We start from the raw sequence: 14,513 nt of genomic DNA, 5'->3' as shown, positions 1-14,513 counted from the left end.
AGGATAGCCTTTTGGCAGTGTCCTTTCAAGGTATAACGATGATTGGAAGGTGAGTACGATGAGAATAATATCCATGATTGGTGCACGATTTATTCAACTAATGATCATGGTCTTAGTTCTCTCATTTATTACGTTTTTGTTGATGAAAATGACACCGGGTGATCCGATAAGAGCTATTTTAAAAGTGGATGATGTGATATCAACGACAGTGGATGAAGAGAGAGTCATGAAAGAATATGGGTTTGATCAACCAATTCTCGTGCAGTATGGTCAGTGGATTTTAAGTGTTGCGAAATTTGATTTAGGAGAATCGATCATTGCTAAAAGGCCAGTGCTCGATATGATTTTGAGTAGGTTGCCAGCAACATTGGCTTTAACAGTAGGAGGCATGATCGCTCTTTTTCTCATTTCCGTTCCATTAGGAGTGCTTGGCGCTGTATATGAAGGACGTTGGCAAGATTACGTTAGTAGATGGATAGCAATGGTCGGCGCTTCTGTTCCTAGTTTTTGGTTAGGGTTGCTATTCATTTATTTGTTTTCATTAAAATTTAGTATTTTACCTGTTATGGGTACAGGAACGCTAGCTCACTTTGTGTTGCCATCTATTACTCTAGGAATCGCTATGGCGCCAATGTATATTCGCTTATTACGAGAACGGCTGATTGCTACATTGCAGAGCTCGTATATTGAAGCAGCAAAAGCAAGAGGGTTAAAAAGGAGAAGAATTCTTCTTGTTCATGCCCTTAGAGGAAGTCTTATTCCGTTGGTTACGATGTTTGGATTGAGTGTTGGCAGTTTGTTAGGAGGAATCACAGTTATTGAGATTCTCTTTTCCTGGCCAGGTATGGGTGAGTTGATTGTCAATGCTGTGATGCAGCGTGATTATCCGGTTATACAAGGATATATCATCATCGTAGGATGTTTAGTTGTGGTAACCAATTTGATTGTAGATATTATGTATTTAATTATTAATCCGCAAATAAAACAAGGGAAGGAGGTCGTTTAATGGAAGCAGCAATGAGGAGAAGAACAACTCGTATTTTTCGAAATGTAAATATGAGCATAGGGATTATTCTTGCCATTTTCCTTACAGCGGTTATGTTATTTGGGGGCGTCTTTATTCCTTATGATCCATTTCAAATTGATATGAGTAATAGACTGCAAGGAATATCTGCGGCACACCTTCTTGGAACAGATCAACTAGGTCGAGATGTTTTTTCTAGAATCATTTATGGTGCTAAGCTCACGATTGGACTAGGGATGTTTGCCATTTTTATGGCCGTATGTATCGGGGTTCCAATTGGCCTTCTCTCTGGCTATATTGGTGGAAGAATAGATGCTTTTTTTATGCGAATCATAGACGGAATTTTAGCTTTTCCTGATTTTATCTTAGCTATTGCTATTGCTGGTATGTTAGGACCGAGTTTAACGAACATCATCATTGCCATTGTTTTAGTAAGATGGATTGTTTATGCGCGAGTTGTTCGTAGTTTAGTTCTTGCAGAAAATGAGAAAGAGTATGTGCTCGTTTCCAAAGTATCCTATTCAAGTTCTTTGAAAACGATTCGTATGCACTTGTTGCCACAAGTCATGCCAGACATAATTGTTATGGCAGCCATTGACGTTGGTAAAGTAATATTACTTATTTCAGCTTTGTCCTATATTGGTCTTGGAGCACAGCCTCCTTTGCCGGAATGGGGAGCGATGCTTAACGATGGACGAGGATACTTTCAAGTTGTCCCTTCTTTAATGATCTTTCCAGGTCTGGCTATTATGTTAACTGTATTATGTTGTAACTTACTTGGAGATGGATTGAAACGTTATTTTGATATTCGAAAAGGGAGGCATGGTTTGTGAGCGAGTCTCTATTATCAATGAAAGATATGCAAATAAAGATTATATCTGAAGAAAAAACACTATTAAGCAAAGTAAATATTGAGGTGAATAAAGGGGAAATTGTGGGTCTTATTGGCGAAAGCGGGAGTGGAAAAAGCCTGACGGCGAAAACGATCATGGGGCTTATTCCATCTGAAATGAATGTAACTGGACATATCATGTTTCAAAACAAAGACCTACTAACAATGACAAACGAGCAACATCGAAGTCTTCTAGGAAAAGAGATTGGAATCATTTTTCAAGATTATCGTGGGAGCTTTACACCATATATCAAAATTGGGAAACAGTTGGTTGAAACGATTTGTACACATCAACAACTACGGAAGAAAGAGGCAGCAAACTTAGCTTTACATGTTCTTGAAGAAATGGGTTTAGATTCAAAACGAGTCTATCGTAGTTATCCATTTCAACTAAGTGGCGGACAAGTACAACGGGCTTCGATTGCAATGGCTATTGCGCTCAAACCTTCACTATTAATCTGTGATGAAATGACAACGGCATTGGATGTGATGAATGGTGAAAAGGTGTTGGATTATATTGATCAAGCTCGTACAGAAACGGATTGTGCAGTATTAATGATTACACATGATTTGGCCCAAGCTTATAAACGGACAGATCGTATGTATGTTATGAATCAAGGGGAAATCGTTGAGGAAGGGTTGCCAGAACAAATTCGTTGTCATCACACGCACCCCTATACTAAAAAACTATGTTCTTGTTTATTGGCACTTCCGGAAGAGCCATTAGTAACAGAGAGAGTGATACCTGTATGAGTTTAGTTGTAGAAGGACTTTCCAAACAATATGCAAAACGTATTCAAGCTTTGAAGCAAGTGACGTTTCAAGTTAACGAAGGAGAATGTATCGGCATTGTAGGGGAAAGTGGAAGTGGAAAAAGCACGTTAGCAAGGATTTTATTAGGATTGGACACGTATAAAGAAGGCAAAATTAGGTTTAATGACAGAGCAATCGCCCCGAGGAAGCGTTCCGACTTAAGGCAATATCGAAAAAGTGTTCAAATGGTTTTTCAAGATGCAACAAGTACGTTAAATCCTAAGTTGCCGATTTGGAAAAGCTTACTAGAGCCATTAGACAATTTTAAGGAAGTTACACCTTCCTTCTTTTCTGAAGGGTCCCTCTCAAGAAAAGAAATGGCAGAAGAGCTTCTTGAATTGGTCGGATTAGATAAAGAAATGGTCGATCGTTATCCAGATGAGTTAAGTGGTGGGCAAAAACAACGTGTAAGTATTGCAAGAGCCATCAGTATTGAACCTTCCCTCCTTGTTTGTGATGAACCTACAGCAAGCTTAGATGTTACAGTTCAAGTTCAAATTTTGCGTTTGCTAAAAGAGCTACAGCAAAAATCAAACATGACCATTCTCTTTATCTCTCATGATATTAGGGCCGTATCATTTTTATGTGAGAGGTTGATTGTTTTAAAAAGTGGTTCGATTGTCGACCAATTTCAGTTGTCAGACATCTATCATGAAGAACGTCATCCATATACGAAAGCATTAATACAGGCAGCAGCAATCTAAAATAAAGCGAATGTAAGGGATGAATGAAGGAAAAGGAGAAATATATGAACCTAGCAACATCTTCATCATTAGAAGGAAAGAAAACAAAGACGTTCACTCATAAAGAGTATTTAGTATTGGCGGTCCCTCTTATTATCTCTGGTATCTCAACGCCGATACTCGGTGCAGTTGACACGGCTGTAGTTGGACAAATTCCTGATCCTGCTTCGCTCGGTGGAGTAGCGATAGGAGCCGTCATTTTTAATACGATGTATTGGCTTCTTGGCTTTCTTCGTGTAAGTACAAGTGGGTTCACTGCTCAGGCAGAAGGAGCAAAAGATCAAAATGAGATTCTCTTATCCTTTTTACGACCCATGATCATGGCCGTGCTTTTTGGGTTGATATTTATCCTTTTGCAGCAACCTATTTTACAATTAGCATTGCGTTTACTTGGTGGTAGCGAAAACGTGTCTGGATTTGCCGCTACCTATTTCTCGATTCGAATTTGGAGTGCACCATTTATTTTATTAAGCTATGTAATGATTGGTTGGCTCATTGGAATGGGGAAGGTTCGATTAGCTTTAGCGACCCAAATAACGATGAATGTATTAAATATTATTTTAGATATCGTATTTGTTCTAGGATTAGGGATGGGGGTTAGCGGAGTAGCGTATGCCACTTTAATATCTGAAGTCAGTGCTGTTATATTGGGAGCTTGGTTTATTGTCTATGCAAATAGAGAAAAGATTGCTCAAATTAACATGCAAATGATCCTGCAGTCTACACAAGTGATTAAGATGTTAAAAGTAAATAGAGACTTATTTTTACGAACGGTATGTTTATTAATAATGACTGGAGTTTTTACTGCAAAAGGTGCTAACATGGGCGAAGTCACGTTAGCAGCCAATGCTATTTTATTGCAAATTCATTATATTATGGCCTATTTATTTGGTGGGTTTGCGAATGCTTCAAGTATCCTTGTTGGGCGAGCAATAGGAGGAGGGAGTCTGTCCCTTTATAAGCGTGCGTATGTATTATCTGCACAATGGGGTTTTGTATCGGCTTTTCTATTATTTTTCTTTATTTTCTTATTAGGTCCAGAAATCATCTCATTTTTCACTACGATAGTAGATGTAAGAATGGTGGCTAGCGATCTCTTGATATGGTTGCTCATTTTTCCATTTGTTGGTTTTTGGGGCCTGCAATTGGAGGGGATTTTTTCAGGTGCAACAGAGGCAAAATCGATTAGAGATTCGATAGCGATAGCCTTGAGCATATTTTTGGTAGCTATTTGGTTATTTGTCCCTCTTTATCAGCAACATGGAATTTGGCTAGCTTTTGTTTTGTTTAGCTTGGCTCGTTCTTTCTTTTTATCGTTGTATGTACCAAAGTTATCTCGAAGTCATTTTTAATTAATATCTACTTTTAGACGTATACTTTAATCGTTGCGTCTTTTTGTGTTTAAAAAAACTGCAAACATTACAAGAAGAATCGGGGGCGCATGGGTATCATTAGGTTAAATTAAATGTAAGCCGTAGTAACCAGTTTGTTCATAACTGAAATTGGTTATTACGGCTTATTTTGCATATGAAAACCATTGGACATACTATTTACAAAACCTTCCTTTCGACTATTGACTTTGATAATCATTATCAATTATTATGGTGTTAATGTAACGTTGGGAAGATGAAGGGTAGGAATTGTTTTCCTAAAAGGAGGAAAGATAGGATGGACGATGCGTTGAAGCTAGATCGCAAAGAACAGATTATTCAACAGTTATTAAACAAGCGAGCTTATAAATCATCTGATAATCGTCAATTATACGAATTAACTTTAAGTGAATTGGAAAGTGAATATAGTAGAGTCAGTGAGAAGGTTTAATAATAATGAGTAGAGTTATAGCCTCTAGTAAGTAAATGCACCTCGATTGTTACTTTATATGATATATAACTCGCAAAAGTCTGTACTTATATAATAGGTACAGACTTTCTTAGCTTTTTTGTCAAATTAAAACAAAATATTTAGTTAATAGTTTTGGTTAATTTAAACCGAAAAAAACACAAACAAAAACAAATAAATCATAAAAAGGAGGCGGTCATGTATGATGATGACACAAATGTTTATTTATAGTGAAGTTCTTTGTTTTTGTAAGCTCTAAAGGACTAGCTTGCTTTTCTTTTAAAATCCAAATAACAAAACAAAACAAAAGTATATACAAAAGAAAACAAAGGTGTTATATTTATTTCAGAAGAAAATAAAGATTTCGCCGGAGGTAATTATGGTACAGAATTTATGGAATGAAGAAAAAGCTACTACATTAACTGCTGGACTTAGTGAACTTGTATATCGTTCTAATTTAATAGGATCAGATCGTGCCGTTTGTAACTGGGGCGGTGGGAACACATCAATGAAAACGATTGAAAAAGATTTCCGTGGCCGCGATATTGAAGTAATGTGGGTAAAGGGGAGCGGGTCTGACCTTGCGACCATGCAAGCAAAGAATTTCACAGGCTTAAATTTAGAAGATATTCGTCCATTAATCGAACGTGATGAAATGTCTGATGAAGAAATGGTAGAATACTTGGGTCATTGTATGATTGATAGCAAACATCCACGTGCTTCGATTGAAACATTGCTTCATGCTTTCCTACCATTTAATCATGTCGACCACACACATCCAGATGCGATCATCAGCATTTGTTGTGCAGATAACGGAAAAGAGATTGCTAAAGAAATTTTTGGTGACCGTTTCGTTTGGGTTCCGTACGTACGACCAGGATTTACACTCTCGAAAATGATTGCTGAAGGTGTTCAGAATAACCCAAATGCAGATCTTGTTTTAATGGAAAAGCACGGTTTAGTAGTATGGGGTGAAACGGCTAAAGAGAGTTATGACAAAACGATTTCCGTAATTAATGAAGCGGAAGAATATATTAACGCACGTGTTGATGAAAACGCTACATTTGGTGGCAAGAAATATGACTCATTAACTGTAGAAGATCAAAAGAGTATTTTAGCGAAAGTGATGCCAGTCATTCGTGGAGCGGTAAGTGATGAAAAGAAAATGCTTTTAACATACGATCATGCAGAGGATGTACTAGAGTTTGTTAATAGCATAGATGCTTCTGAACTTTCACAAGTGGGGGCCGCTTGTCCGGATCACTTAGTACACACAAAGATGAAGCCGTTATATATAGATTGGGATCCTTCAACAAAGGATGTTGATCAATTGGTGGAAGGAATTAAGACAGGTGTTGAGACATTTAAAGAAGAGTATAAGGCGTATTTTGAACGTAACAAAAATGAAGGTGATGTTATGTTCGAGCCAGCACCACGAATAATTTTAATTCCTGGAATTGGGATGGTGAATTCTGGTAAAAATGCGACAATGGCCAACGTTAGTGGTGCTCTTTACCATCGTGCCATTGCGGTTATGAAAGGTTCGACAACTCTTGGAAACTTTGTGTCTTTAAATGAAAATGAATCTTATAATATTGAGTACTGGCCGCTTGAGCTTTACAAACTATCATTAGCTCCAAAAGAAGCAGAATTTTCTAGAAAAGTAGCATTTGTCACAGGAGGAGCAGGTGGAATTGGAAGTGAAACGTGCCGTCAGTTTGTAGCAGAAGGAGCTCATGTTGTTCTTGCAGATTTAAACCTTGAAGGTGCAAAGAAAGTTGCTGCAGACATTAATGAGCAATACGGGGAAAGCCGAGCTATTGCGGTAAAGATGGATGTAACAAGTGAAGAGCAAGTTCAAGCTGCATTTGAACAAGCTGCACTTACGTACGGTGGTGTCGATATTATTGTTAATAATGCTGGTCTTGCAACCTCAAGTCCGTTTGATGAAACAACACTAAAGGAATGGAACTTAAATATGAATGTACTTGGAACAGGGTATTTCCTAGTTGCCCGCGAAGCATTCAAACTAATGAAAGATCAAGCATTAGGTGGAAGCATGGTCTTTATCGGATCAAAAAACTCTGTCTATGCTGGGAAGAATGCGTCTGCATATAGTTCAGTTAAAGCGCTTGAGACACATCTAGCAAGATGTATTGCGGCTGAAGGTGGAGAGTTTGGAATCCGTGTGAACTCTGTTCTTCCAGATGCAGTTCTTCAAGGTTCGGCAATTTGGGGATCGAGTTGGCGTGAAGAACGTGCAGCCGCCTATGGAATTGAGCCAGATCAATTAGAAGAACACTATCGTAAGCGTACGACGTTACTTGAAAATATTTATCCAAAAGATATTGCTGAATCTATTTTATTCTTCTCATCGTCAAAAGCAGTGAAGACAACAGGTTGTATGATTACAGTTGACGGTGGTGTGCCTGCCGCATTCACCCGTTAATCTATTAAATTCTGACCCTGGTAGTAAGTTGCTAAAAACTGGGGTTGGATGTTTTATGTAAGAGTGTAAGGAAGCGCTTACGCTTTTAGGAGGTGCCGGATGAAGAAGTATAGCTTGGCTGTTGATATTGGAGCTTCAAGTGGAAGGCTTATTCTTTGAGACCTAAATGAAGGTCAAATACATTTGAAGGAGATACATCGTTTTGATAATCGCATTATTGAAAAAAATGGGCACTTTTGTTGGGATATTGAAGCGCTGTTTGCAGAAATAAAGACGGGCATTAAAAATGCAATGACTTAGGGGTTAGACCTGTTAGTATTGGGATCGATACATGGGCAGTTGATTTTGTTTTATTGGATGAAAATGACCAACCATTTACGGATGCTGTTTCCTACCGTGATCCTAGGACGGATGGGCTCATGGAGGAAGTAACAGAATTACTGATGAAAGAACGTTTGTATTTAGAGACTGGAATTCAATTTCAAAAATTCAATACGATCTACCAATTGTATGCATTAAAGAAGCAGCATTCTGAAGTGCTAGAAAAAGCAAAATCGTTCTACATTTTTTACTAACTGGCGAAAAAGCGAATGAGTACACCAATGCGACTTCGACTCAATTAATCAATGCTTTTACGAAGAAATGGGATAAAGAAATCATCCATACATTAGGGTTAAATTTCGATATGTTTCAAGAAGTCAAAGTGCCAAAGGAGACACTCGGTAGTTTGAGAGAAGAGTTAGTTGAAGAATTCGGCTTTGATTTAAATGTAATTCTTCCGGCAACGCATGATACAGGTTCAGCAGTACTAGCTGTTCCAAAAGTAGAGGACACGATCTACATTAGTTCTGGTACTTGGTCTTTGATAGGTATCGAAAATTATTTTCCAATCTGTGTAACAAAAGCGTTAGATTACAATTTCACAAATGAAGGTGGAATGGATTATCAATTTCGTTTCTTAAAAAATATTATGGGTCTGTGGATGATTCAGGAAGTAAGACGTAACTATCATAATAAATATTCTTTTGCTGAATTAGTTGAATTGTCTCGTAATGTGACATCATTTACTTCAACGGTGAACGTGGATGATCAGAGGTTTTTAAAACCAGACACTCTAATTTAAGAAATTCAAAATTATTGTAGGGGGACCGGGCAACAAGTTCCCAAACTGCCAGGCGAAGTGGCTAAATGTGTGTTTGAAAGTCTTGCGAGTAGCTACAAAAAAGCGGTAGAAGAAATCGAGGACATTTTCGAAAAAGAATTTAGCAGCATTAATGTTATAGGTGGCGGTTGTCAAAATGAACTCCTTAATCAATTAATTGCAGAAGTTACGGACAAAGACGTTTACGCCGGTCCAGTCGAAGCAACCGCGATCGGAAACCTCATTGCACAGTTGATTGCATTAGGTGAAATTCAGGATATTGATGAAGCGAGAACTATGATCAACCAATCCTTTGAAGTGAAAAAATACGTAAAAAGTTATAATGAAAATGAGGAGGCTTATGATGAGCGTCAAGGATCAGTTTGAACTAGCTAAAAAAGAATATGAGCAGTGGGGCATTAATGTAGAAGAGGTTTTTAAAAAGCTGAAAAGGAAAAAGGGTTACTATTTCCGTCCATTGTTGGCAAGGTGATGATGTTGGTGGATTTGAAGTTAATAAAGGAGATTTATCAGGTGGAATTGATGTAACAGGAAACTATCCGGGCAAATCAACAACTCCTGAAGAGCTTCGTATGGATCTTGAAAAAGCATTATCTCTTATCCCTGGTAAGCATCGTATTAACTTACATGCGATTTATGCTGAGACAGATGGTGAGGTTGTAGAAAGAGATCAATTAGAGCCAAAGCATTTTGAAAAATGGATCGCATGGGCAAAAGAACATGGTCTCGGTATAGATTTTAATCCAACTTAATTCTCACATGAAAAAGCAGCTGACGGATTAACTCTTACCCATCCTGATCCAGAGAATCGAAAGTACTGGATTGATCATTGTATTGCTAGTAGAAAGATCGGTGAGTATTTTGGAAAGGAACTAGGAACTCCTTGTTAACAAATATTTGGATTCCAGATGGATTCAAAGATATTCCTAGTGATCGGCTTACACCGAGAAAACGACTGAAAGAATCTCTTGATGAGATCTTTGCTGTAGATATAGATGAAGCTTATAACGTTGATGCAGTAGAAAGCAAGTTGTTTGGAATTGGTTAAGAATCGTTTGTGGTCGGTTCGCATGAATTTTATTTAAGCTATGCGTTAAAAAATAATAAGCTCTGCTTACTTGATACAGGTCATTATCATCCAACAGAAATGGTATCGAATAAAATCTCTGCGAAGTTATTAATTAATGAAAAACTAGCTCTTCATGTATCTAGACCTGTTCGATGGGATAGCGACCATGTCGTGACTTTCGATGATGAATTAAAAGAAATCGCCCTAGAAATCGTTCGAAATGATGCACTTGATCAAGTAATGATAGGTTTAGATTTCTTTGATGCAAGCATTAACCGTATTGCAGCTTGGACAATTGGGACGCGCAATATGGTGAAAGCCCTATTATTTGCCATGCTCATGCCAAACGACCAGCTGAAAGAAATGCAGGAGAATGGTGATTATACAAAGAGACTTGCTCTGTTAGAAGAATGTAAAACATATCCATTTGGAGCGATCTGGAACTACTACTGTGAACAAATGAATGTCCCTGTAAAAGAACAATGGTTAAACGATGTGGCGAATACGAAGAGAAGGTTCTATCGAATCGAAACTAATTGACGGTGCAGTCAGGCTTGAAATGGAAAAAGGCCTGACTGCACTTTTACTTCTGGATATAAATAATGATAAAATTTATACCGAATACAGAACACAAATGGTGAAAACAGCATTATGGGAGATGATGAGATGCTCGTAGCTGAGAGGCATGAGAAGATTACAGAATTAGTGAATGGAAAAGGCAGTATCCGTGTCTCTGAATTAAGTCAGGTATTTAAAGTAACAGAAGAGACGATTCGTCGTGATCTTGAGAAGCTCGAAAGTGAAGGGAAGCTTCAACGTAGTCATGGCGGTGCCGTTAGCATAAAGGAAAATGAAATTGAAGATCCGTACTTTGAAAGAGAAGTACGAAATGTGAAAGAAAAGTTGGCGGTAGCCGAGGAAGCCGTTAAGTATGTATCAGTAAATGATCGGATTATTTTAGATGCGAGCACAACAGCTTGGTACATGGCAAAAAGATTACCTGACCTTCCCGTAACAGTGTTAACGAATTCGATGAAAGTTGCAACGGAGTTAGCAAATCGAGAAAAGGTATCCGTCATTATGGTAGGCGGTACGATGTTACCGAGGTCCTTATCATTTGTTGGACCGCAAACGAATAATGCATTGGAATATTATCATGTGAACAAGGCATTTATTTCTTGCCAAGGTATACACACGAAACGTGGAATTAGCGATTCAAATGAAATGCAAGCATTAGTAAAGCAGAAAATGATTGACATATCTGATGAAATATATTTGCTAGCAGATCACACAAAGTTTGGAAAGCAGGCTTTTTCACGAGTGGGGACGATCAATGCAATTCATACAATAATTACTGATTCTAATACAGATCAAGAGCAGATTGAAGAATTTCACGGTCTAGGAATTCGAATGATTCGCTCGTAAGGGTTTATGGCAAAAGGTAATGATTACCTTTGTAGATAACCTCACTAAATCTCTGAAATGAGGGGAGAACAATGAAAGTATCTTTATTTGTAACATGCTTAGCTGATGTGTTTTACCCAGGTGTCGGTAAGGATGTTATTGAAATTCTTGAGAAAAATGGCTGTAACGTTGATTTTCCTCAAGCGCAGACATGCTGTGGCCAACCGGCATATAACAGTGGTTATCATAAAGAAACGAAGGACGTTGCCAAACATATGATTCGAACATTTGAGCATGCGGACTATGTAGTGACTCCCTCGGGTTCTTGTGGGGCTATGATTCATGAGTATAGTCATTTGTTTGAAGATGATCCAATATGGAAAGAAAAAGCGGTTACTTTAGCGACAAAGACGTTTGAATTTACGCAATTTCTTGTAGATGTGTTAAAGAAAGATGATATTGGAGCTATTTTCAATAAGAAAGCAACCTACCATACATCTTGCCATATGACACGACTTTTAGGGGTAAAGGATGCTCCTATGAAATTATTAAAAAATGTAGAAGGATTAGAGTTTGCTAGTCTTCCAAATAAAGAGACATGCTGTGGCTTCGGAGGAACGTTTTCAGTAAAGATGATGCCGATTTCAGAGCAGATGGTCAATGAGAAAATTGAGCATATCGAAGAAACGGAAGCAGAAGTATTAATTGGAGCCGATTGTGGCTGTTTGATGAATATTGGCGGAAGAATTGAACGTCAGGGAAAGCCTATTAAAGTCATGCATATCGCGCAAGTATTAAATAGCAAACAATAAAAGGTGGTGATTGCTAGTGTCTATGAAAATCAGTGAGGATCAATTTTTTGATCGAGTCGACAAGGGAATTAAAAATGATTTTATGCGAACTGCGATGGTTTCTGCACAGGAAAGATTAAAAGGTAGAAAACTAGATGCACAGGAAGAGTTAGGAAATTGGGAAGAGTGGCGCTCATTATCTGAAGAGATACGTCAACATACGTTAGAGAACCTAGACTATTATTTAGATCAACTTTCCGAAAAGGTGATGAAAAGAGGAGGACATGTCTTTTTTGCGCAAACAGCGGAAGAAGCAAATGAATATATTACAAAGGTTGCCAAGCAAAAGGAAGCCAAAAAGGTCATCAAATCAAAATCAATGGTAACTGAAGAGATCAGCATGAATGAAGCGTTAGAAGCAGCTGGTTGTGAAGTCATAGAATCTGACTTAGGGGAATACATCCTTCAAATTGATGACCATGATCCACCGTCTCATATTGTTGCTCCTGCCTTACACAAAAATAAGGACCAAATAAGGGAAACTTTTGAAGACAAAAAAGGCTACTCAAAATCTTCTAAGCCAGAGGAACTCGCTTGGTTTGCTAGAGAACAATTACGTGGCGAATTCTTATCTGCAGATATTGGAATTACTGGCTGTAACTTTGCCGTTGCAGAATCAGGTGCCATTTTGCTTGTGACAAATGAAGGGAATGCTAGGCTTGCAACAACCTTGCCTAAAACGCAAATTACGGTGATGGGCATGGAAAGGATCGTGCCTACTTGGGAAGAGTTAGATGTTTTAGTTAGTATGCTTTGCCGAAGTGCAGTTGGACAAAAATTAACAAGTTATATAACTGGATTAACGGGACCTAAAGAAGAGGGCGATGTTGATGGTCCAGATGAATTTCATCTAGTTATTGTCGATAATGGCCGTTCGGATATTCTAGGGACAGAATTTCAGTCAGTCTTGCAATGCATTCGTTGTGCAGCCTGTATTAATGTTTGTCCTATTTATCGTCATGTGGGTGGCCATTCGTATGGTTCGATCTATCCCGGACCAATTGGTGCTGTGCTTTCGCCATTACTTGGCGGTTATGATGATTACAAGGAATTGCCTTATGCGTCTAGTTTATGCGGTGCATGTACGGAAGCATGTCCTGTGAAAATACCTCTACATGATTTACTCATCAAACATCGCAGGAACATTGTCGAAGAGCAAGGAAGAGCAGGCTTTAGCGAAAAGCTTGCCATGAAAGGTTTTTCCTTAGCTGCCAGTTCACCAAAGCTTTTCAACCTTGGTTCAAAAGCTGCCCCAACGATGATGGGTCCCCTTGTAAGTGAAGGAAAAATCAAAAAAGGTCCCGGACCAATTAAGCCGTGGACGGATATTCGTGATTTTCCTGAGCCAAGTAAACAGAGCTTTAGAGAATGGTACAAAAAACGTGAGAAAGGCGGCGACAAGTCATGACAACCGGAAGCATTCAAAATAAAGATCGTTTTCTAGACCAAATAGCGAAAAGTCTAGGACGTGAAAGAAAAAGCAACCCTGTCGCCACACCGAAGTGGAAGCATCAACCACAGCATGATGTGTTTAAAGGATTAAGCCAGGATCAATTGGTTGAAAGATTAAAAGAACAATGCAAGAACATTCATACACAAGTAGAAGTAGTGACGACCGAATCTCTTCAAGAGGTTTTAGAAAGAGTAGTAGATGACTGGGACGCTAAGTCAATTGTAAGCTGGGATGATCCAAGATTCCAGGAGTATGGAGTGGATCATTACTTTGAACAAGCTTCCTCTAAAGGGATCAATGTGCATGCATGGGATCCTAGTCTTGCAGATGAGAATGTGAAAATGGCTGAAAGAGCTGATATCGGTATTACATTTGCAGATATGACATTAGCCGAGTCTGGAACCGTCGTTTTATTAAGTGATAAGGGAAAGGGCCGATCAGTTAGTTTACTGCCAACCTTTTATATTGCGATTATTCCAAAGAGCACGATCGTACCACGGATGACACAAGCGACTAGTTATATTCACAAACTGCAAAAGGAGCACGGAACGGTTCCATCTTGTATAAATTTTATCTCTGGGCCTAGTAATAGTGCAGATATTGAAATGAACCTAGTTGTAGGGGTACACGGACCGGTTAAGGCTTATTATTTGATTGTTGAGGATAAATAAGTATAAAGGCTAACAATAATAAGTACCTATAGATAAAGGATAATACGTAAAAGTTTTCGTATTATCCTTTAATGTTTAAACTTTGATGTGAGCGGATAGGGAAAAGTATATGCAGTGACTAATTGAACTTTTAACTGAAAGGT

General features: G+C 38.4%; 12 protein-coding genes and 2 pseudogenes. All 14 read left to right on the top strand.

Features of this window, described 5'->3' with window-relative positions:
• The first annotated feature begins 58 nt into the window (after window positions 1-58).
• Window positions 59-1,006, top strand: a complete 948-nt coding sequence (gene nikB, locus LQ50_RS07155) for a nickel ABC transporter permease (protein ID WP_052144630.1) — start codon at window positions 59-61, stop codon at window positions 1,004-1,006.
• The gene (nikC, locus tag LQ50_RS07150; RefSeq protein ID WP_084138649.1) at window positions 1,006-1,857 is read left to right on the top strand and encodes a nickel transporter permease; all 852 of its coding nucleotides are present in this window, start codon (window positions 1,006-1,008) and stop codon (window positions 1,855-1,857) included. The genes nikB and nikC overlap by 1 nt, the downstream gene beginning before the upstream one ends.
• Window positions 1,854-2,669 carry an ATP-binding cassette domain-containing protein gene (locus tag LQ50_RS07145; protein ID WP_070808121.1) on the top strand — a complete coding sequence of 272 codons (816 nt, stop codon included), beginning with the start codon at window positions 1,854-1,856 and terminating at the stop codon, window positions 2,667-2,669. The genes nikC and LQ50_RS07145 overlap by 4 nt, the downstream gene beginning before the upstream one ends.
• A complete protein-coding gene (locus LQ50_RS07140; protein WP_034627593.1) occupies window positions 2,666-3,433 on the top strand; it encodes an ABC transporter ATP-binding protein in 768 nt (255 codons plus the stop codon). Before LQ50_RS07145 ends, LQ50_RS07140 begins: the two co-directional genes overlap by 4 nt.
• Before the next feature lie 44 nt (window positions 3,434-3,477).
• Window positions 3,478-4,824: an MATE family efflux transporter gene (locus tag LQ50_RS07135; protein ID WP_052144629.1), complete on the top strand. Its 1,347-nt coding sequence runs from the start codon at window positions 3,478-3,480 to the stop codon at window positions 4,822-4,824.
• A 316-nt stretch (window positions 4,825-5,140) separates the two neighbouring features.
• Window positions 5,141-5,293 (top strand): Fur-regulated basic protein FbpA, encoded by a 153-nt coding sequence (locus tag LQ50_RS24880; protein WP_202595361.1) that lies wholly within the window; start codon window positions 5,141-5,143, stop codon window positions 5,291-5,293.
• A 397-nt stretch (window positions 5,294-5,690) separates the two neighbouring features.
• Window positions 5,691-7,760 carry a bifunctional rhamnulose-1-phosphate aldolase/short-chain dehydrogenase gene (locus LQ50_RS07130; RefSeq protein WP_034627592.1) on the top strand — a complete coding sequence of 690 codons (2,070 nt, stop codon included), beginning with the start codon at window positions 5,691-5,693 and terminating at the stop codon, window positions 7,758-7,760.
• Between the two features lie 353 nt (window positions 7,761-8,113).
• Window positions 8,114-8,883 (top strand): annotated as a pseudogene (locus LQ50_RS26420) (FGGY family carbohydrate kinase).
• A 69-nt stretch (window positions 8,884-8,952) separates the two neighbouring features.
• On the top strand, window positions 8,953-9,288 hold the full coding sequence (locus tag LQ50_RS26415) for an FGGY-family carbohydrate kinase (protein WP_308417915.1): 336 nt from the start codon (window positions 8,953-8,955) through the stop codon (window positions 9,286-9,288).
• Window positions 9,266-10,527, top strand: a pseudogene (gene rhaA / locus LQ50_RS07120) (L-rhamnose isomerase). The gene LQ50_RS26415 and the pseudogene rhaA overlap by 23 nt, the downstream one beginning before the upstream one ends.
• Before the next feature lie 130 nt (window positions 10,528-10,657).
• Entirely contained in the window at window positions 10,658-11,416 is a 759-nt protein-coding gene (locus LQ50_RS07115; RefSeq protein WP_034627826.1) for a DeoR/GlpR family DNA-binding transcription regulator, read from the top strand.
• Between the two features lie 71 nt (window positions 11,417-11,487).
• Window positions 11,488-12,207, top strand: a complete 720-nt coding sequence (locus LQ50_RS07110) for a (Fe-S)-binding protein (RefSeq protein ID WP_034627590.1) — start codon at window positions 11,488-11,490, stop codon at window positions 12,205-12,207.
• A 16-nt stretch (window positions 12,208-12,223) separates the two neighbouring features.
• The gene (locus LQ50_RS07105) at window positions 12,224-13,654 is read left to right on the top strand and encodes a LutB/LldF family L-lactate oxidation iron-sulfur protein (RefSeq protein WP_034627588.1); all 1,431 of its coding nucleotides are present in this window, start codon (window positions 12,224-12,226) and stop codon (window positions 13,652-13,654) included.
• Window positions 13,651-14,370: a LutC/YkgG family protein gene (locus tag LQ50_RS07100; RefSeq protein ID WP_034627585.1), complete on the top strand. Its 720-nt coding sequence runs from the start codon at window positions 13,651-13,653 to the stop codon at window positions 14,368-14,370. The genes LQ50_RS07105 and LQ50_RS07100 overlap by 4 nt, the downstream gene beginning before the upstream one ends.
• The last annotated feature ends 143 nt before the right edge of the window (window positions 14,371-14,513 follow it).

The sequence above is a fragment of the Halalkalibacter okhensis genome (assembly GCF_000787375.1).
GTDB lineage: Bacteria > Bacillota > Bacilli > Bacillales > Bacillaceae_D > Halalkalibacter > Halalkalibacter okhensis.
This window is presented reverse-complemented; position numbering and strand designations above follow the sequence as displayed.

Coding starts and splice junctions, on each gene's coding strand:
- nikB (WP_052144630.1), top strand. CDS start 59: ATGAGAATAATATCCATGATTGGTGCACGATTTATTCAACTAATGATC.
- nikC (WP_084138649.1), top strand. CDS start 1,006: ATGGAAGCAGCAATGAGGAGAAGAACAACTCGTATTTTTCGAAATGTA.
- LQ50_RS07140 (WP_034627593.1), top strand. CDS start 2,666: ATGAGTTTAGTTGTAGAAGGACTTTCCAAACAATATGCAAAACGTATT.
- LQ50_RS07135 (WP_052144629.1), top strand. CDS start 3,478: ATGAACCTAGCAACATCTTCATCATTAGAAGGAAAGAAAACAAAGACG.
- LQ50_RS24880 (WP_202595361.1), top strand. CDS start 5,141: ATGGACGATGCGTTGAAGCTAGATCGCAAAGAACAGATTATTCAACAG.
- LQ50_RS07130 (WP_034627592.1), top strand. CDS start 5,691: ATGGTACAGAATTTATGGAATGAAGAAAAAGCTACTACATTAACTGCT.
- LQ50_RS07115 (WP_034627826.1), top strand. CDS start 10,658: ATGCTCGTAGCTGAGAGGCATGAGAAGATTACAGAATTAGTGAATGGA.
- LQ50_RS07110 (WP_034627590.1), top strand. CDS start 11,488: ATGAAAGTATCTTTATTTGTAACATGCTTAGCTGATGTGTTTTACCCA.
- LQ50_RS07100 (WP_034627585.1), top strand. CDS start 13,651: ATGACAACCGGAAGCATTCAAAATAAAGATCGTTTTCTAGACCAAATA.